At 68.4% G+C, this 18,925-nt stretch carries 17 protein-coding genes and 1 tRNA gene; 8 read left to right on the top strand and 10 right to left on the bottom strand.

Going from position 1 to position 18,925, the window contains the following annotated elements; all coding sequences use genetic code 11:
* Positions 1 to 39 precede the first annotated feature (39 nt).
* Positions 40 to 882, top strand: coding sequence for a LytTR family DNA-binding domain-containing protein (locus HLH27_RS16095; protein WP_220790456.1), 843 nt, complete (start codon positions 40 to 42; stop codon positions 880 to 882).
* Here HLH27_RS16095 and HLH27_RS16090 read toward each other — a convergent pair.
* The 8 genes from HLH27_RS16090 to HLH27_RS16055 form a co-directional block, all read right to left on the bottom strand.
* Entirely contained in the window at positions 861 to 1,856 is a 996-nt protein-coding gene (locus HLH27_RS16090; protein ID WP_182951056.1) for an ABC transporter ATP-binding protein, read from the bottom strand. The genes HLH27_RS16095 and HLH27_RS16090 overlap by 22 nt on opposite strands.
* Positions 1,853 to 2,863 carry an ABC transporter ATP-binding protein gene (locus HLH27_RS16085; protein WP_182951055.1) on the bottom strand — a complete coding sequence of 337 codons (1,011 nt, stop codon included), beginning with the start codon at positions 2,861 to 2,863 and terminating at the stop codon, positions 1,853 to 1,855. The genes HLH27_RS16090 and HLH27_RS16085 overlap by 4 nt, the downstream gene beginning before the upstream one ends.
* Entirely contained in the window at positions 2,853 to 3,827 is a 975-nt protein-coding gene (locus HLH27_RS16080) for an ABC transporter permease (RefSeq protein ID WP_182951054.1), read from the bottom strand. Before HLH27_RS16080 ends, HLH27_RS16085 begins: the two co-directional genes overlap by 11 nt.
* Positions 3,827 to 4,861 (bottom strand): ABC transporter permease, encoded by a 1,035-nt coding sequence (locus HLH27_RS16075; RefSeq protein WP_182951053.1) that lies wholly within the window; start codon positions 4,859 to 4,861, stop codon positions 3,827 to 3,829. The genes HLH27_RS16080 and HLH27_RS16075 overlap by 1 nt, the downstream gene beginning before the upstream one ends.
* Before the next feature lie 98 nt (positions 4,862 to 4,959).
* Positions 4,960 to 6,630 carry an ABC transporter substrate-binding protein gene (locus HLH27_RS16070; RefSeq protein WP_182951068.1) on the bottom strand — a complete coding sequence of 557 codons (1,671 nt, stop codon included), beginning with the start codon at positions 6,628 to 6,630 and terminating at the stop codon, positions 4,960 to 4,962.
* A 63-nt stretch (positions 6,631 to 6,693) separates the two neighbouring features.
* Entirely contained in the window at positions 6,694 to 7,305 is a 612-nt protein-coding gene (locus HLH27_RS16065) for an SCO family protein (protein WP_182951052.1), read from the bottom strand.
* Positions 7,305 to 10,124: a DNA polymerase I gene (gene polA, locus HLH27_RS16060; protein ID WP_182951051.1), complete on the bottom strand. Its 2,820-nt coding sequence runs from the start codon at positions 10,122 to 10,124 to the stop codon at positions 7,305 to 7,307. The genes HLH27_RS16065 and polA overlap by 1 nt, the downstream gene beginning before the upstream one ends.
* An 11-nt stretch (positions 10,125 to 10,135) precedes the next feature.
* Positions 10,136 to 10,366 (bottom strand): zinc-finger domain-containing protein, encoded by a 231-nt coding sequence (locus tag HLH27_RS16055; protein ID WP_182951050.1) that lies wholly within the window; start codon positions 10,364 to 10,366, stop codon positions 10,136 to 10,138.
* Positions 10,367 to 10,424: 58 nt separating this feature from the next.
* Between HLH27_RS16055 and HLH27_RS16050 the strand changes: the two genes are divergently transcribed.
* Both HLH27_RS16050 and HLH27_RS16045 read left to right on the top strand, forming a co-directional pair.
* Entirely contained in the window at positions 10,425 to 11,507 is a 1,083-nt protein-coding gene (locus tag HLH27_RS16050; RefSeq protein ID WP_182951049.1) for an alpha/beta fold hydrolase, read from the top strand.
* Between the two features lie 53 nt (positions 11,508 to 11,560).
* Positions 11,561 to 11,637, top strand: a tRNA-Arg gene (locus HLH27_RS16045).
* 161 nt (positions 11,638 to 11,798) lie between these two features.
* Here HLH27_RS16045 and HLH27_RS16040 read toward each other — a convergent pair.
* Positions 11,799 to 12,035: a helix-turn-helix transcriptional regulator gene (locus tag HLH27_RS16040; RefSeq protein WP_182951048.1), complete on the bottom strand. Its 237-nt coding sequence runs from the start codon at positions 12,033 to 12,035 to the stop codon at positions 11,799 to 11,801.
* Between the two features lie 330 nt (positions 12,036 to 12,365).
* Between HLH27_RS16040 and HLH27_RS16030 the strand changes: the two genes are divergently transcribed.
* From HLH27_RS16030 to HLH27_RS16015, 4 genes are all read left to right on the top strand, one after another.
* The gene (locus HLH27_RS16030) at positions 12,366 to 12,851 is read left to right on the top strand and encodes a hypothetical protein (RefSeq protein WP_182951071.1); all 486 of its coding nucleotides are present in this window, start codon (positions 12,366 to 12,368) and stop codon (positions 12,849 to 12,851) included.
* 33 nt (positions 12,852 to 12,884) lie between these two features.
* Positions 12,885 to 13,160, top strand: coding sequence for a hypothetical protein (locus HLH27_RS16025; RefSeq protein WP_182951047.1), 276 nt, complete (start codon positions 12,885 to 12,887; stop codon positions 13,158 to 13,160).
* 37 nt (positions 13,161 to 13,197) lie between these two features.
* Positions 13,198 to 13,557, top strand: coding sequence for a hypothetical protein (locus HLH27_RS16020; protein WP_182951046.1), 360 nt, complete (start codon positions 13,198 to 13,200; stop codon positions 13,555 to 13,557).
* Between the two features lie 122 nt (positions 13,558 to 13,679).
* Positions 13,680 to 14,063 (top strand): hypothetical protein, encoded by a 384-nt coding sequence (locus HLH27_RS16015; protein ID WP_182951045.1) that lies wholly within the window; start codon positions 13,680 to 13,682, stop codon positions 14,061 to 14,063.
* Positions 14,064 to 14,105: 42 nt separating this feature from the next.
* Here HLH27_RS16015 and HLH27_RS16010 read toward each other — a convergent pair whose 3' ends face one another.
* The gene (locus HLH27_RS16010; protein ID WP_408870864.1) at positions 14,106 to 16,361 is read right to left on the bottom strand and encodes a TonB-dependent receptor; all 2,256 of its coding nucleotides are present in this window, start codon (positions 16,359 to 16,361) and stop codon (positions 14,106 to 14,108) included.
* Between the two features lie 364 nt (positions 16,362 to 16,725).
* Between HLH27_RS16010 and HLH27_RS16005 the strand changes: the two genes are divergently transcribed.
* Complete coding sequence (locus tag HLH27_RS16005; protein ID WP_246375959.1) at positions 16,726 to 18,918, top strand: TonB-dependent siderophore receptor; 2,193 nt, start codon at positions 16,726 to 16,728, stop codon at positions 18,916 to 18,918.
* Positions 18,919 to 18,925 lie beyond the last annotated feature (7 nt).

The following is an 18,925-nucleotide window of genomic DNA, read 5'->3' as shown; positions in this document are numbered from 1 at the left end:
AACGGGTTGACGCCGGGGAAAGGGGAGGACAATCCGCCGATGACCGCGATGAGGGCCAGGGCGCTTGCGAAAGCGCCTTTCGCGCAGATGGTGTGCGCGGCCTTTGCCCTGGGCTGTTTTCTCGGCGTGGTGGGGCCGTTCGGCAGCTACCTCAATCACGGCACCCTGACACGGATCGGCTACTGGATCGGGGCGGCGTGGGTGGGCCTGGGCCTCTATGGCGCCGCCGTCGCCGCCAGCCGCCGGATCGCGCCGGCGGGGAGCCCGGCCTTCTGGTGCGTGCTGGCGGGCTCGGTCCTGATCGCCAGCGTGCCGCTGGCCTATCTGACCCGCAGCGGCGCGCTGCTGCTGTGGCCGACATTGCGACCCGTCCTGCCCGGCTGGATGGGCTGGTACGCGCAGGTGCTGGAAATCGGTCTGCCCTCGACCCTGGCCGGCACCCTGGCAGGCGCGCGCCTGCGCCGGCCGGCGATCGCCACCGCCTCCCCTGCCGCGCCCCACACTCCCGACGAACCGGCGCCGCCATCCTCCGAACAGACGATCCGCCTGGGTCCGGGGGTTCTGGCCTTGCAGATGGAAGATCACTATGTGCGCGTTCATACGCGTGCGGGATCGGCCCTGCATCTCATGCCGATGACACGCGCGATCGAGGCCGTCGCGCCACTCGATGGCCTGCGCGTCCATCGCTCCTGGTGGGTGGCGCGCCATGCCGTCCGGCAGGTGGATGGGCCGGCCCGCGCGATGCGGCTGACATTGGCAAACGGCGTCACGGCGCCGGTGTCGCGCGCCAATGTCGCGGTCCTGCGCGCGGCGGGATGGCTTGCCGAAGCCAGCGAGGCCGACCGGGCCGGCGCGGATCCCTACTCGCCCACCAGCGGATAGTGACACGCGGCCTCGCGCCCGTCCGGCAGGGTGCGCAGCGCCGGCGGATCGACGCGGCAGCGGTCGCGGACCACCGGGCAGCGTGTGTGGAACCGGCAGCCGGGCGGCGGGGCGATGGGGCTGGGCACGTCGCCGCGCAGCGGGGGCGGCAGGTCCCCGGTGCGCACCACCGGTTCGGGCACCGCGGCGATCAGGGCGGCGGTGTAGGGGTGGGCCGGGCGGTGCAGCACGGCGTCGGCCTCGCCCAGTTCCACGATCGCGCCCAGATACATGACCGCGACCCGGGTCGAGATCTGCCGCACCACCGCGAGGTCGTGGGCGACGAAGATGTAGGTCAGCCCCAATTGGTCGCGCAGGTCCATGAACAGGTTCACGATCTGCGCCTGGATCGACACGTCCAGCGCCGCCACCGGCTCGTCGGCCACCACCAGCCGGGGGGACAGGGCCAGCGCGCGGGCGATGTTGATGCGCTGGCGCTGGCCGCCGGAAAATTCGTGCGGGTAGCGGGCCAGCGCCTGCTGCGGCAGGCCCACCAGGTCCATCAGTTCCGCCAGCCGGGCGGCGATATCGGCCCGGCTGCGCCGGCCGCCGCCGGGGGCGGGATGCACGCGCAGCGGCTCGGCCACCAGGTCGCCGATCCGGCGGCGCGGGTTCAGCGCCGCGTAGGAATCCTGAAACACCATCTGCATGTCCTGCCGCAGCGGGCGCAGGCGCCGTTCGGGCAGCGTGGTGATGTCGGTGCCGTCGAAGACGACGCGGCCCGCGCTGGGCTGCACCAGCCGCAGCAGGCAGCGGCCGAGCGTCGACTTGCCGCAGCCGGACTCGCCCACCAGCCCCAGCACCTCGCCGGGCCGCACCGACAGCGACACGCCGTCGAGCGCGCGCAGCACCTGCCCGCGCCCGACGCGGTAGGTCATGCGTAAATCCTGTGCCGCGATCAGCGGGGATGGCGAATGGTCTGGCAGGCCGGTCATGCGCTCATCTCCGGCACCCGACGCGGCGGCAGCGGGTGGCCCTCGGTCGGCAGCACGCAGGCGACATGCTGTTCCCCGCAGGCCACCAGAGGCGGCCGGGTGGCGCAGGCGGCGTGGACATGGGTGCAGCGCGGCCCGAAGGGGCAGCCGGCCGGGCGCTCGGCGGGGGCCGGCGGGCTGCCGGGGATGGAGGGCAGGCGCGCCGGGCGCAGGCCGTGCAGCGGCGGGATCGAATCCAGCAGCGCCGCCGTGTAGGGGTGGGCCGGCTGCGCGAAGAGGGCGCCGGTCGGCCCGCGCTCGGCCACCAGCCCGCTATACAGCACCAGGGTCCGGTCGCAGGTTTCCGCCACCACGCCCATATCGTGGGTGATCAGCAGCACCGACGAGCCGTAGTCGCGCCGCAGCACGCGCAGCAGGTCGAGGATCTGGGCCTGCACCGTCACGTCCAGCGCGGTCGTCGGTTCGTCGGCGATCAGCAGCGCCGGATTGCAGGACAGCGCCATCGCGATCATCGCGCGCTGGCGCAGGCCGCCGGAGAGCTGGTGCGGGTAGCGGCCGGCCACGCGCTCGGGATCCGGCACGCCCATGTCGCCCAGCAGGCGCACCGTGCGTGCGCGAGCATCGGCGCGCGAGATCTTCTGGTGCGCGCGGATCTGTTCGTCGATCTGCCGCCCGACCGTATAGACGGGAGTGAAGGCGGTCATCGGGTCCTGGAAGATCATCGCGATCTCGCGCCCGCGCAGGGCGCGATAAGCGCGTGGCGGCAGGCCCACCAGTTCGCGCCCGCGAAAACGGACCGAGCCGGTGATGCGCGCGCCCGGCACGTCGATCAGCCCCATGATCGCCAGCGAGGTCACGCTCTTACCCGACCCGGACTCGCCCACGATGCCCAGGATTTCGCGCGTGCCCAGCGTGAAGGATACGGATTCGACGATCGGCACCAGCCGCCCGCCGACGGGCAGCGCCACCGTCAGGTCACGCACCGCCAGCAGCATGTCACCGTCCATCGCGCACCCTCGGGTCCAGAATCAGATACAGCATGTCGACCACGGCATTGGCGATCACGACGAACACCGCCGAATACATCACCGTGGCCATGATCAGCGGCAGGTCGAGGTTGGACAGGGCCTGATAGGTCAGCCGCCCTACCCCTTGCAGGCCGAACACGACCTCGGTCAGCAGCGCGCCGCCGCCGACCAGCTGCGCGAAATCCAGCCCGAACAGCGAGACGAAGGTGATCATCGACGTGCGCAGCCCATGGACCAGCAGCACCCGCGCCGGCGACAGCCCCTTGGCGCGGGCGGTGCGCATGAAATCCTCGCTCTGTACCGCCACCAGGTCGGCGCGCAGCACGCGGCTGTAGATGCCCACGAACAGCACCGCCAGCGTCAGCCACGGCAGGACCAGCGCGCGGAACCAGCCCAGCGGGTCCTCGGTCAGCGGCACGTAGCCCAGGCCCGGCACCCAGGAAAACAGCCAGCTGTCGTGATAGCGGCTCTGCGTCACCAGGTTCACCACCTGCCCCAGCCAGAAGACCGGGATCGAGATCCCGACCAGCCCCAGCATCATCAGGCCGCGATCCACCCAGCCGCCGCGCAGGGCGGCCGCCGTCACGCCCATGGCCACCGACAGCACCACCCAGATCGCCGCCGCGCCCGAGACCAGCGACAGCGTGACCGGCGCGGCCTCCAGGATCTCCGGCACCACTTTCTGCCCGCGATTGACGTAGGAGGTCAGGTCGCGCGTGACGAACAGTTTTTCCATCATCCGCGCATATTGCACCGGCAATGGCCGGTCGAACCCGTATTCGACGCGCACGCGCGCCATCGTCTCGGGCGAGGCGTTGCGCCCGGCGATGCGCGCCGTGGGGTCCGCGCCCGGGGTGGCGAAAAACACCAGGAACACCAGGACCGAGATCCCGACCAGCACGAACAGCGTCTGGCCCAGGCGCCGCAGGACGGTCAGGGCCATCACGCGCGCTCCCGCCCGCTGTCGCGCACGTCCAGCGCGTCGCGCATGCCGTCGCCCAGCACGTTGAGCGCCAGCACCACGACGACGATCGCAAGCCCGGGCGCGATGGCCACCATCGGGCGGGTATAGATCAGCCCCTCGCCGTCCTCGATGATCGTGCCCCACGACGCGCCGGGTGCCTGCACGCCGATCGACAGGAACGACAGCGCCGATTCCGCCATCATCGCCAGCGCCATCATCAGCGGCGCCAGCACCACCAGCGTGCCGGTGACGTTGGGCAGGATGTCGCGCAGCACGATGCGATAGTCCGGCACCCCCAGCGCGCGCGCTGCCGTCACGAATTCCGCCCGGCGCAGCGTCATCACCCGCCCGCGCACTGGCCGCGCCGCATAGGGCACGTAGACCAGCGCGATGATGCAGATGGGGATCAGCAGGTTGTCGCTGGCGATCGTGACCGGCCCCAGCTTCAATCCCTGGCTGACGGTGACGATGGAAAGCGAGATCGCGAACAGATAGACCGGCACCGCCCACATGATGTCCATGATGCGCGACAGCACCGCATCGACGACGCCCCCGACATAGCCCGCGACGATGCCCACCATCGCCGCCAGCACGATGCACAGCGCGGCGGCGCAGAAGGAAATCAGCAGCGAGGTGCGGCCGCCATACAGCAGCCGCGCCGCCAGGTCCCGCCCCTGGCTGTCCGCGCCCAGCAGGTCGGCGGACGCGTGCCAGGTCGGGCCGATGGGCGACAGGCCCAGATGCAGCGGATTGTCGTTGGGCTGCATGATGTCGACGCTGCGCCCGTCGATCGTCACCGAACCCGCGACGTTGGAGGTGAACGGATCGGTATGCGCGACGTCGCGCGCGTAGAACGGCGCCAGCAGGCACGCCGCCGTCACCGCCAGCAGCACCGCCAGCGCCGCCATGGATGCGCGGTCGCGCGCCAGCCTGCGCCCGGCACGGCGCCACGGCCCGGGGGGGCGGGACGCGGAAGGGGACGACGGGGCGGCCGTCACGGTCTGCGCAGTCATGGGGAAACCTCCTCGGGGGGCCTGTCCGGGAATGTGGGCGGGTAAGCGGGCGGTGTTCGAAAAAGCCGGGCCGGACAGGTGTCTCCGGGCGCCGTGCCCTACCGGACCCAGACCTGCGAGAAGATCAGGTGGTACAGGTCCGTGTAGAAATAATTCCCCATCCGTGACGATACCAGATCGATATAATTGATGCGAATGACCGGCGCGGCCGGGGAGTCGCGGGCGATGATGCGCCCCGCCTGCGCCCACAGCTGTGCCGCGCGCGCCGGATCGGTTTCCTGCTTCGCCGCGTCCATCGCCGCCTGCGCGTCCTTGTTGCAATAGCCGGCGATGTTGATCGAATTGTCGGTGCCGGGATGGAAATTCTCGCACCCGAACAGGTCGTCGAGAAAATTCGAGGCCGAGGGGTAGTCGGCGAACCAGTCGGTCAGGCTGATCTGCACATGGTTGGACGTATTCTGGATGTAGCCAAGCTGCACCGCGTGCGACAGGGGCTTGACGCTGGCGTCGTAGCCGATGGCCTGCAACATGTTGCGCAGCCATACGCCCATGCTCATCTCGACCGCCGTGTTCTGCACCACCACCGTCACCTTCTGCCCGGCGGTGCCGCTGGCGGCGACCAGTCGGCGCGCGCCCTCCAGGTCCGCCCCCTGCCATGAGGGTGCAGGGTGGTCGGGGTCGGCCCCCGTCGTATAGGCGCAATCGTCCAGCGCGCCGGGGATTCCGGGCGGCACCATGGTGCAGAGCGGACCGGCCACGGCGGCCCCGCCATACAGGATGGTCATCGCGCGCCGGTCCAGCGCCCGGTTGACCGCCTGCCGCGCCAGGCGGTTGTTGAAGGGCGGAATGTTCACGTTCATCGGCACGTAATAGATGCCGTAGAGCGCGCGGAGGTGAACCTGCCGCGTGTGGCGCGCGCCCAGCTCGCCCAGCCGGTCCAGCGGCTTCATGTCGAACATCCAGTCGTACTGGCCGTTTTCCACCGCCGTCACCGCTGCCTCGTCGGGCAGGCCGAAATCGTAATGGATGTAATCGACATAGCCGTCGGGCTGTGCGTCGGCGCTCCAGACATGGAAGAACGGATTGCGCTCCAGCACCGCGCCGCGGTCCGGGTCGTAGCTGACGAACCGGTAGGGGCCGGTGGTCGGGGCCGGCACATTGCCCAGATCGTGGTCCGGCATGTCGGCCGGCAGGATCGAAGCGTGCGGGAAGGCCAGTTTCTGCGGGAATTCGGCGTCGGGCTGGCTGAGGTGGAAGACCACGGCCCGCGTCGCCGGATCGACCTCCAGCCCGCCCGCCAGCGTGCAGTGCGCCGGGTCGCGCAGGCAGGCATCGGCGCCGACGATGGCGCCGTAGAACGACCCCGCCGTGGGACTGCCGACCCGGAACAGGCGGCGGATCGAGGCCGCGACATCGGCCACCGTGACCACCTGCCCGGTCGAGAAGCGCACGCCCTGCCGCAGGGTGAAGCGCCAGGTGCGGCCGCCATCCTCGGGCTGCGGCACCGCCTCCGCCAGGTCGGGCACCACGTCGTCGCTGGTGCGGTCGTCCGCCTTGCGGAAATTCAGCAGCCCGTCATACAGGACCGTGAAAAGCTGGGCATATTCCGAGGTATAATTGATCTGCGGGTCCAGCGTCCCGCCCGAGGACGATGCCGTCAGCCGCAGCGTGCCGCCGCGATGCGGGCTGCCCAGCGTCTGCCCGTCGCCCACCGGCCGGGCGCTGCCGGCCGGTGCGGAATCCTGCGCGCGGGCGGCGTGGCGGGGCATGGCCGCCAGCGCCGCCAGCAGCCCGGCGAACAGAAGCGGCCGGCTGAACCGTCGGCCCCGCACCTATCGCGCCGCCATCAGGCCGTTCAGCCGGTCCGCTATTTCCTGGGCCGAGGCGTCGGACTGGATCGTGCCCGCATAGCGCCCTTCGGGCGACATGATGACGATGCGCGGCGACGGCTCCATGCTGTAATCGCCGTCCTTGCCCTCGTGACGCACATAGGGCGCATGATATTCGGCGGTGACGGCCTTGAGCATGGTCGGCGCCCCGGTCATGGCGAAGATGCGCGGCCCGAAGCGCAGCGTATAGGCGCGCATCGCCTCGGCGGTGTCGCGCATCGGGTCCAGCGAAATGAACAGCGGCGCCACGGTGCGGTAGCGCGGGCCCAGCAGGTCCATCGCGCCGGCCATCGCCCGCATCGTCACCCCGCATTGCGTGTCGGGGCAATGGGTGTAGCCGAAATAGACCAGCATCCAGCGGCCCCGGAAATTGCTGTCCGACACCTCGCCCTCGGCCGCGCTGACCAGCCGGAACGATCCGCCGATCTCGTTGCCGTGGGTGGACAGGAGCGGCCCGGCGCGATCCATCGCCCAGTAGCCCGCATATCCCCCCACCGCCGAAAGCACGGCGATGATCGCCCCGATCGCCAGCCGGCGCTTGTCCCGTTCCTGCATCAATGTGCGTCCGCCCAGTTCGTTCCGGTCCCGGTTTCCACCACCAGCTTCACCGACAGATCGGCGGCGGATTCCATGATCTGTTTCACGAGGGCCGACAGATCGGCCTCCTGGCCCTGCCGTACCTCGAACACGAGTTCGTCATGGACCTGAAGCAGCAGCCGTCCGTCAAGCCCGGCATTGGCCAGCGCATGCGGCAGGCGCACCATCGCGCGCTTGATGATGTCCGCAGCCCCGCCCTGCAACGGCGCGTTGATCGCCTGGCGTTCGGCATAGGCGCGGCGGGCAGCGTTGCGGTCGCCGATGCCGGGCACCCAGCAGCGCCGGCCGAAGGGGGTGGTGACGTAGCCGTTCGCCTTCGCCTCCTCCTTCATCCGGTCCATATAGTCGCGGATTTCCGGGTAGCGGGCGAAATAGGCGTCGATATACGACCGGGCCTCGCCCGGCGGAATGCCGAGCTGCCGGCCCAGCCCGAAGGCGCTGATGCCGTAGATGATGCCGAAATTGATCGCCTTGGCCCGGCGGCGCGTCAGCGGGTCCATGCCCTCGATCGGCAGGCCGAACACTTCGGACGCCGTGCGGGCGTGGATGTCCTGCCCCAGCGCGAAGGCCTCGCGCAGGGCGGGAATCTTCGCCACATGGGCCAGCAGGCGCAATTCGATCTGCGAATAGTCCGCCGACAGCAGCAGGTAGCCCGGTGCCGCGACGAAGGCACGGCGGATGCGGCCGCCTTCCTCGGTGCGGATGGGGATGTTCTGCAGGTTCGGCTCGTTGGACGACAGGCGGCCGGTCGAGGTAATGGCCATCTGGAACGAGGTATGCACCCGCTCCGTCCCCGGATCGGCCTGGCCCACCAGCGCGTCGGCATAGGTCGATTTCAGCTTGGCCAGTTGCCGCCAGGCGAGGATGCGCCCCGGCAGTTCGTGCCCCTGGTCGGCCAAGTCCTGCAACACCGACGAATCGGTGCCCCAGGCGCCCGATTTCATCCGCTTGCCGCCGGCCAGGCCCATTTCGTCGAACAGGATCTCGCCCAGTTGCTTGGGCGAGCCGACATTGAACGACCGGCCGGCCAGGCGGTGGATCTCGCCCTCCATCTCGCCCATGCGGGCCGCGAAATCGGCTGACAGGCGCCGCAATTCGGTCACGTCGACCGCGATCCCGGCCCGTTCCATGTCGGCCAGCACGGCCACCAGCGGGCGTTCCAGCTCCTCGTACAGCGCCAGCGCCCGGTTGGGCCGCAGGGTCGGGTGCAGCGCCAGCCACAGGCGCAGCGTCACGTCGGTATCCTCGGCCGCATAGGCCGTGGCCCGCGCCACGTCGACCCGCGCGAACGGGATGCGGTTGCGCCCGGTGCCCGTCACCTCGTCGTACGAGATCGGCGTATGGCCCAGATAGAGCCGCGACAATTCGTCCATGCCCTGGCCGTGCCGCCCGGCATACTGGGCGTAGGCGATCAGCATCGTGTCGTCGATCGGGGTCGGCTGCGGCGCGCCGGCGCGGGTCAGCACCAGCAGGTCGAACTTGGCGTTCTGGAAGATCTTGAGCACCGCGGGGTCGACGAACAGCGGGCCCAGGATCTCCAGTGCGGCCGCGACGGGCAGCTGGAGGCCGACAGGGTCTTCGTCCACCCCGTCCTCGGGCAGGAGCTGCGCCTGGGCCGGCGCGCCCTCATGCGCCAGCGGAATATAGCAGGACCGGCCCGGGGCCACCGCCAGCGAAATCCCGACCAGCCCGGCATGCAGCGGGTCCAGCCCGTCGGTCTCGGTATCGACGGCGCAGAAGCCGACGCGCCGGGCTTCCGCAACCCAGGATTCCAGCGCCTCGGCCGTGCGCACGGTCTCGTAGGGGCCGAACGGGGCGCGATCGGGGGGGGGCGGGGCCTCGGCCGGCGGTGCGTCGGCGTGGGCGGCGGGAGGCGCGGCGTGGCTGGCGACGCCGACGGCTGCCGCCGTGTCCTTCAGCCCCATCCGGTGCACCAGCGAGCGGAAGCCCATCCGCGCCAGCCAGCCGCTCAACTGCGCCTCGTCGGGCGCGCGGCAGACCAGCTCTTCCAGCGGCAGCGGGCACGGCGCGTCCTCGCGCAGCGTCACCAGTTCGCGCGACAGGCGGGCGCGCTCGGCGTGCTCGATCAGATTGTCGCGCCGTTTGGAGGCCTTCATCGCCGGTGCGGCATCGAGGATCGCATCCAGCGAGCCGAATTCCGCGATCAGGGCCGAGGCGGTCTTGGGGCCGATGCCCGGCACGCCCGGCACGTTGTCGACCGAATCGCCGATCAGCGCCTGCACGTCGATCACCTTGTCGGGCGTCACGCCGAACTTCGCCTCGACCTCGGCCGGGCCGATGGGTTTCTGGCGGATCGGGTCCTGCATTTCCACGCCCGGGCGGATCAGCTGCATCAGGTCCTTGTCGGACGAGACGATGGTGCAGCGGCCGCCCGCATCGGTCACGCGGCGGGCATAGGCCGCGATCAGGTCGTCGGCCTCCCACCCCGCTTCCTCGATTCCCGGCACGCCGAAGGCGGCGGTCGCGTCGCGCACCAGGGCGAATTGCGGGCGCAGGTCCTCGGGCGGTTCGGGCCGGTGGGCTTTGTACTGGTCGTAGAGTTCGTTGCGGAAGGTCAGCCGGCCCGCATCGAAGATGACCGCCAGATGCGTGCCCACATGGTCGCGCAACAGGCGCGCCAGCATGTTGGTAAAGCCGAACACGGCGTTGACCGGCGTCCCGTCGGGCGCGGTCATCGGCGGCAGGGCGTGGAAGGCGCGGAAGATGAACCCCGATCCGTCAACGAGGATCAGGTGAATCGGGGCGTCGTCAGACATCGGAGGGCGGATCAGTGCGCGCTGTCTTCCCCGGCATCGGGGCTCAGCACGAACAGGCGCGAGCAATAGGGGCAGAAGGTCTGGTGGCCCGCGATGCGCAGCCACACGCGCGGATGGCCCAGCGCGCCCAGCCCGCCGTCGCAGGACAGGACCCGCGACTGCACGATCACCGTCTCGACATGGCCCAGGCGCGGATGGGGTGCCGGATCGCCGGATTGGGCCGGAAGGGTCTGGACCTGCATATGTTCGCTCCGCCTCGTGATGATGGCCGTGTCGGCCGGTGGCCAGGATGGATGGGGGATGATACGCAGGATCACCGTGCTTTCAAACCTCCGCCTGTCACGCCTGCGCTATCTGGCCCCGCTCCTGCTGCTTGCAGGGTGCGCGATGCAGGACCCGCCGCTGCCGCGCCCGCCCGCCGCCTGGGCGGCGGATGGCCGTCTGGTGCCGCCCGACACGATCCTGCGCCTGCCCGACGGCACCGGGGTGCCGACCCGGATCTGGCCCGCACGCGGACAGGTCCGGGCCGTCATGCTGGCACTGCATGGATTCGACGACAGCCGCGACGCGTGGGAATTCGCGGCCCCCGCCCTGGCCGCGCAGGGCATCACCCTCTACGCCCCCGACCAGCGCGGCTTCGGCGGCATGGCCGATCGCGGCCGGTGGGCCGGGGCCGAACGCATGGTGGCCGATGCGCGTGACGAGGCGCTGCTGGTCGCCCGCCGCCACCCCGGCGTGCCGCTATATCTGCTGGGCGAGAGCATGGGCGGCGCGGTGCTGACGTGCCTGATGGCCCGCCCCGACGCCCCGCCGGTGGTGGGCACCATCCTGCTGGCCCCGGCGGTGTGGAAGCTGGGCGCGGGCCCCGAAACCGTGCTGCGCCTGCTGGCCGCCGCCGCGCCGGACTGGCGGCTGACGGGCCACGAACTGCCGGTCCATGTCGTGGCGGGCGACGACATGGCGGCGATGCGGCGCCTCTATTTCGACCCGCTGACGCTGCGTGCCACGCGCATGCAGGCCGTCGCCGGACTGGCCGGCCTGATGCACCGGGCCGCCGACGATGCCCCGCGCCTGCGCGGGCCGGCGCTGGTGATCTATGGCGGCCACGACCAGCTGGTCCCCCCGCCCGCCATGGCCGCCCTGTGGCGCCGCCTGCCGCCCGGCGTGCGCCGCGATTATATCCCGCAGGGCTATCACCTGCTGCTGCGCGGCCGCAGCCGGCAGGCCACGATCCAGGACATCGCGCAATGGGTCGCCGACCCCGACCGCCCCCTGCCCTCGGGCGGCGACGTGGCCGCCGCCGTGTGGCGCGCCCTGCCCCCGGACGGCAGCGACAGCCCACCGCCCATCCTGGCGCCGCTGGACGACCTGCCCGGCAAATAATTGCCCGGCAGGGGCTGGCGCCCCGAAACGGTTCGGGGTATGGAGGCGTCTCCGGACCCGTAGCTCAGCTGGATAGAGCGTCGCCCTCCGAAGGCGAAGGTCGAAGGTTCGAATCCTTTCGGGTCCGCCATTCTCTAAAACTTGCATGCAAAATCATCTGGTTAGATGAAAGTTTGCTATTATCTTTCCTGGGTTTGCCAATTTCGTCCAATCGAGACGTGGCAATCTCGGCAAGATGTGCCGCTTCCGCCAGGGAATCAGACTGTTTTACGAGGAAAGTGAACGGTCCCGTCAGGCGTGCCGGTGCGCGCGCGACCGGGCCAGTTGCCTACGGGCGGCCTCCAGATCGTGGGCCACCTGAAGGTTCATCCAGAACTCGGCGGTCGTTCCGGACCGCTCGCCCGGCAGGATGGCCGTCTCGGCCGCCAGCGCGCGGGCCGACAGGCCCAGAGGCGCCAGGAATTCCTCGCGCAGGACAGCGCCCATGGTGACGTTGTCCAGCCGGATCTCGTTGGTCCCATCCGCCATGGTCATGCTCCTCCGTGATAATCGACGATTTCGACCGGATGCGGCCCGTCGTCCTTCCAGACGAAGCAGGTGCGGAACCGATCGTTGACCCGGATCGAATACCGACCGGCCCGGTCCCCGCTCAGGGATTCGAGATCGACCGGTAGAGCCGTGCAGCCTGGCGGCAAAGCGGCCGGACTTTCGATCCTGCGCTTGGTACAGCGGCATTTTTCCCGTGATACCTCGAGATACCGGCGAAACATGCCCCCCGTCGGATCGGATCTTGCAAAATAACCGCTACCTTGGTACCAAGGTATCGCGCTGGGCCCATTACGGGCTCTATGCCGCTGCATGAAGACGAGCGAAGGCAAAATGATCACCGACACCTGTCCTGACGCGGGGGAGATCGCGGAGGTCGGAGAAGGGTTTCTGGACGGGACTTTCCCCTCCGACCGTTACCACCATCGTGAACATCTGATCATGATGGTCTATCTGCTCGTGAAATATCCGACGCGTGACTGGCGCGCGGACCTGCCCGATCTGATTCGCCGCTACAATGTGGCGGCGGGTGGCGTAAACGACGAGACCCGGGGTTATCACCACACCATCACCATGGCGTTCGTCGCGATCGTCGAGGCGATCGTGTTCCGGGGAGAGCGTGGGGATTGCGTCGCTTCCTGCCGGGCCGTTCTTGCCTCGCCGGCCGCGAGGCAGGATGTCCTGCTGCGTTTCTGGAGCCGTGAACTGCTTTTTTCGAAAGAGGCACGGCAGGATTGGGTTGCCCCCGATCTGCGTGCGTTCGATGTGGACGCCGTGGCGGCGTCGGCGACGATGTGACGACATCCGAGAGAAAGACTGCGGGAGATGGCGATGAGTGAAGACACGACACGGCACACGGTCGAGCGCGTTCAGACGGGCGTGCGGATCGAAAAGCGTATCCTGAAGGTCACGAAGGGACTCGCCGAGTATCTCGATATGAGCCTGGGAGACCTGCTGGAAGGCGTCTTGCTGCACGCGTTCGAAGGCAAGGCCCCGTTCGGCGCGCAAACGCTCGAGCGCATCAAGACCTTGCGCGGCCTCTACGATCTTGAGCTGACCGCGGCGGATGCGCACCGGCTGGACGACGCCCGCACCGCACGAAAATAGATTTCGGGGAACATGGTGGGCGGGAACGGGATAAATCATGCGGGGTGCCCATATGAACATTCAAAGGGCCCAGTGGGCCTATCGGGCGCTTTTTGTCGCCTGTATCGTCTGGGCGAGCATTCATGCGATCCTGGACGTCGGCGCGGCCGCGCACGCCAAAGTTTCGGGAGTGAGCGTCCATTTCATCGATGCCCTCGCAGGCACGGAAATTCTCGCCGCGCTGCTATTCCTTCTGCCACGGCTGCAACTGGTCGGCGCGATTCTGCTTGAATTCGTTTTTGTCGTCGCGATGTTTCATGAAATCGTCAGCCGTGTCGTTCCGGCGTCTCTCATCTTCTATGCCGGTACGGTGGTGTTTCTGGTCCGGCTCTCGCGGGAGACCGCCGCCCGGCCCTGAGGCGGGGCATGCGCGCCTTGCGGCGTGGTGACGGTATGGCGGATGCGCATGGGGCGCGGCCTGACAGGGCCGCGCAACCCCTCTAGGATATCGGCCGTGACATTCCCGGACAGGATTTGACCATGGATATCCAGACCATCGACCAGGCCTATACCCAGCTGCAATCGCAGGCCCAGCAATCGGCCCAGGCGCTTCAGACGCTGGGCGGCAAGTTGCAGGCCGCCGTGAATGGCGGCGATTCCCAGGCCCGCGAATGGATGCTGGACCTGCGTGAGGTCGCCCTGTCGTTCCAGGCCGAACAGCAGCAGGTCACGGCGCTGCTTCAGGCGCTGCACGCCGCCATGGCCAACGAAACCGCGCCGCCGCCGCCCCAGCCGGAGGCAGCGCCCCAGCCCCGGCAATCCGGCGGCTTCCTGGGCAATCTGCTGGGGTCCGGCTTCGGGCAGGCCATGGCGGCGGGCGCCGGATTCGGGATCGGTGACGACCTGATGAAGGACATTTTCTGACCGACAGCCTGCTGGCCGTCGGCGCGACCGGCGGCCAGCCTGTCAGAAACCGCAGGACACCCGGCCGCCGATGAACCGGGGCGCGCCGGGGATGTAAAGATAGGTCGTCGTCGCCTGGCCGCCGGACGTATAATATTGGCGATTCAGGATGTTCGACGCATAGATCGTGACCTGCCAGCGGTCCGACGCCGGCCGCAGAGTGACATGCGCGCCCAGCAGGAAATAGGGCGGCAGGCGATAGAAGCCCGTGCCGCCCGGCGTCATGGCCTGCGCGCCGCGATAGACCCAGTTGGGCCCGAATTCGACCGCGTAATCGTGGCTGACGGCCTGGCGCCAGTCGAGCTGCCCGTTCAGCGTCAGTTTCGGCTGGCCGTTATCCACGCCCGAGAAATTGTCGTTGATCGCCTTCCACACGCCCGTCTGCGCGTAATAGGCGTTGGTTTTCGCGCGGTTGACGGTGGGGAAATTCTGGAAGATGCCGCGCTGCCAGCCGATATTCTGGGTGACGAACACATGGCGGAACGGATGCAGGTCGATCGTGCCCTCGAAGCCCCAGCTTTCGGATTTCGGCACGTTGGTCAATTGGCTCAGCGGCCCGTAATTGGGCAGCAGGATGGTGCCGAGAATCTGCTGGTTGTGGAAATCGTTGTAGAAGGCAGCAGCATTGATCCGCAGCACGTTGGGGATCGGGTCGCTCTTCAGCCCCAGCTCGTAAGTCAGTACGGTTTCCGGCCGGAACGGATCGAGCTGCCCCTGGACCTGCGTGTTGTTGGCGGTGAAGCCGCCGGGTTTGAAGCCCTTGCTCATCTTGTAATAGAGCAGGACATTCCGCGTCGCCTGCCACGACACGCCGACCTGGCCCGCGAACTGCGCCGCCGCCGTGTTCTCGCCATGAAAGTTCAGCGTGCGCCCGCCATAGATCTGCGATGTCAGGCCGGTCAGCCCCCGGTCGTCGATTTCGTGCAGCAGGCCGACGAACAGCGTCACATTGCGCGGCAGGCGGTAGCTGACATGACCGAATTCCGACGTCGCCTCCTGGTTCAGGCCGAAGGTCGAGACCTGCATGTAGCCACGGGCCGGCAGATAGTCCGTGTAGTCGAAATAGAAATTCTGGTTCATGCGCGACCGCTGGTAATAGGCGCCGACCACCCATTGCAGCCGGTCCTCGGCATGGCTGTTCGCCACGCGCAGTTCCTGCGTGAAGCTGTTGGCCGCGATGGTGCGATAGGCATCCGCCTGGGCCGCGGCCGTCGCGTCCTGGTCGGTATATTCGCCCTCGCGCTCGGTCTCGAAGGCGCTGACGGCGGTGACGGTGACGGGGCCGAAATCGTGGGCGATATGCAGGTCGGCGCCCCAGAACCAGTTATCCTCGCTGGGCTTCAGCCCGTCCTGGCGCCCGATCAACCTCGTAAACGGCTGTTTTGCCGACCATTCCGTCTGCGTCCACCCCACGGAGGGGATCGGCGCCGAGCCGATCAGGCGCGCGATCGGCACCGCGCCCACCACCTCGCTCTCGTCGCGCACCACATGGCCCGACAGCATGATGGTGGTCCGCGCGTCCGGCGTCCATTTCAGCTTGGCCCGCAGCGCCCAGCTATTGGCGTCGCCCAGATGGGCGCCGGTCAGCGGATTGGTCTGCCAGCCGCCGCCCTGGTTCACCTGCCCGGCGAGGCGGAAGCTGAGCCCGTCGGCGATCGGCCCCGAGACATAGGCATTGCTGCGGCTGCGAGCGTAGGAGGCGATGTCCTGGCTGGCGCCGTAATGGAATGTGTCGGTGGGGTCGTTCGTCCGCAGCTTCACCTCGCCGCCGGTGGTCGACTGGCCATGCTCGGTGCCGACCGGGCCGGGGGTGACGGTCACGTCCGCCATGTCGAACATCAGCCCGGAAGCCATGGTCGAATAGGGATAGGCCACGTCGTCCACATAGGTCACGACCGGGCCCATATTGTTCTGGGTAAAGTCGTTGAAGCCCAGGCCGCGCAGGTAGAAATTGGTCGAGGCCGTGCCGTTGATGGTCTGCACCGTCAGGTTCGGCGCCACATATTCCAGCCCGCGCAGATCCACCACGCCCCGCTCGGTCAGCCGTTCCGCCGTCACGCGCGTATCGGCGTCGGGCAGGTGCTGGGCCGCGCCATGGGTGAAGGCGCGGCGGATGCCGCTGACCTCGACCGCCTCCGGCGCAGGGGGGGCCGGGTGCGGCGCCGGCTTCGCGGCTGCCGGCCGGCGCGGCGCGGCGTGCGTCGCGCGGCCCGTCGACTCGGCCCGCGCGGGGCCGGCCGCCAACAGGGCCACGCCCATGCAGAGTCCGGCGGAACCGGCCGCGATCCGCCGCTTGCCCGTGTTCCGCTGCGGTGTACGGTCCATGGTCATGCGGCCTCCCGTCGGGCGTGGTTCATGATCGTTCATAGCGGCAGGCCTATGACGCATCACGCGGGCGAGAGCAACAAGCTTCGATCCCCCGCCGACCGGAGCAGGACATTGCGCGCGCAGGTGATCCCGATCCGCCACAACGCGCGCCGGTCCCTGCCGGTTCGCCGATCCGCAAAGCTTGCCGTCCGTAAAGGATTTATACTGGCGCCCTCCGGTCGGTACCCCCTCATAATGTTATTGATAGTTATTCTCATCAAGACTAAATCAGGTCCGCCAACATCGATGGTGGACCATGCCCCCTTCCCGTTTCCGCGCCGGACAGCCTGTTTGCCTTGCCTCCGGCCTGCTGTTGCTCGTGGGCTCCGCTGCCGCGTCCACGCCCGACAAGGCGCCGCCGCACGGCACGGCGCGCGACCAGGCGCATGCCACGAAGCCCGCTGCGCCCGCCGGGCACACCGCGACACCCGAGAGGATCGACGTTTCGGGCACGCGCCGCACGCTGCTGGCCCGCACCGGGACCGCCGCGACCAAGACCGCGACGCCCATCGAGCAGACCCCGCAGAACATCACGGTCATTACGCAGGAACGCATGGCGGTGCTGAATTCCCGCTCGGTCTCCGAGGCCGTGCGCTATTCGGCGGGCGTTTCCGACTATGGGTCGAAGGACGATCCGCGCGGGTATTTGGGGACCATTCGCGGGTTTTCGCCCGATATCTATCTGGACGGCACGCGCACGCCCGATGCCGCGTCGTCCCAGTCGTTCAGCATCGAGCCCTGGGGGCTGGAGGAAATCGATGTCCTGCGCGGCGCGACATCGGCCCTGTACGGTTCCGGGCAACTGGGCGGCATCATCAATGCCGTCAGCAAGCGGCCGCGCGCTGACCAGAAGGACGAGATCGATTTCCAGACCGGCTCCTACGGCCGGGTGCAGGGTGCCGCCGATCTGGGCGGTGCGCTCGATGCGTCCAAGACGCTGCTATGGCGCTTCAACGGGCTGATCCGCAAATCCGATACCTATGCGAAGAACATCAAGAACAACGAAATCTATGTCGCGCCGTCGCTGAGCTGGAAGCCGGACGCCAAAACAGACCTGACGCTGCTGGCCAGTTTCGAACAGCTCGATGCGGGGTCGACCGCGCAGTTCCTGCCCGCCGCGGGCACCATCACCGCCACGAAATATGGCCGCATCGCCCGTGATTTCCTCAGCAGCGATGCCGATTACGATGTCTATTCCAAACGGCAGGCGGCCATCGGCTACAGTTTCACGCGCCACCTTGCGCCCAACTGGACCGTCACGCAGAACATGCGCTACGCGCATCTCGACCTGGCCTACCGTTTCGTGACCACCTCGGCCCTGCAAAGCGACCAGCGCACCATCACGCGGCAGGCGCTGCTGCAATCGGCCAACTACAACAATGTCACGCTCGACACCCGGTCCGACCTGATCTTCCACACCGGCCCGGTAAGGCATGAACTGCTGACCGGCGTCGATTTCCGCAGCGATTTCCTGGCCAACCGGCGGGGGCAGCGGGCCGCGCCCTCGCTGGACCTGTACGACCCCGTCTATCGCCCCATCACCTGGCCGACCTATGCCACGACCACCAACACCAACGAGACCGAAAGCCAGACCGGCCTGTACGCGCAGGAGCAGGCCGACTGGCACGATTTTCACCTGACCCTGTCCGGACGCGGCGATTTCACGGACAGCCTGACCGTCGACAACCTGACCAAATTGCGCACGCCACAGGCGAACAATGCCTTCACCGGGCGCGCCGGGCTGCTCTATACCTCCCCGATCGGCCTGGCGCCCTATGCCGCCTATTCCACCTCGTTCCAGCCGCAGGTGGGCACGACGCGGCTCAACACCCCGTTCCTGCCGACGCGGGGGCGGCAGGTCGAGGCGGGCCTGAAATACAAGCCGCCCCACGGAACGCCGTGGGGAGAGGATTTCATGCTGACGGCCGATTTCTTCGATCTGGTGGAAACCAACATCCTCACCACCGACCCGGCCGATTCGACCTACCAGATCCAGGCCGGCGAACAGCGAACGAAGGGGTTCGAGGCCGAAGGCGTCGGCCGCCTGCCGGGGAAGATCGATTTCCTCGCCTCCTTCACCTATCAGGACCCGCGAATCACGAAATCGACCACGACCGCGCAGGTCGGGCAGCGGCCCGTCGCCGTGCCGTCGCACATGGCCTCGCTGTTCCTGAAGCGTGATTTCCGTCTTGCGCAGGATCTCGTCACCGGCATCGGCGGCGGCGTGCGCTATACCGGCAATACGGCCGGGGCGCTGCCCGAAACCTTCGCGGTGCCCAGCCAGGTGGTGTGGGACCTGGTCGCCCATGTCGATTACCGACGCACATCCATCCAGTTCAACGGTACCAACATCGCCGACCGCCACTATGTCGCGATCTGCACCCGCTCCGTCGCGTGCGCCTGGGCGCCCGGCCGCGCGGTGTTCGTCACCCTCGCCTATCGGTGGTAAGGCCGCA

It is taken from the genome of Gluconacetobacter takamatsuzukensis (assembly GCF_014174275.1).
GTDB classification, from domain to species: domain Bacteria; phylum Pseudomonadota; class Alphaproteobacteria; order Acetobacterales; family Acetobacteraceae; genus Gluconacetobacter; species Gluconacetobacter takamatsuzukensis.
This window is presented reverse-complemented; position numbering and strand designations above follow the sequence as displayed.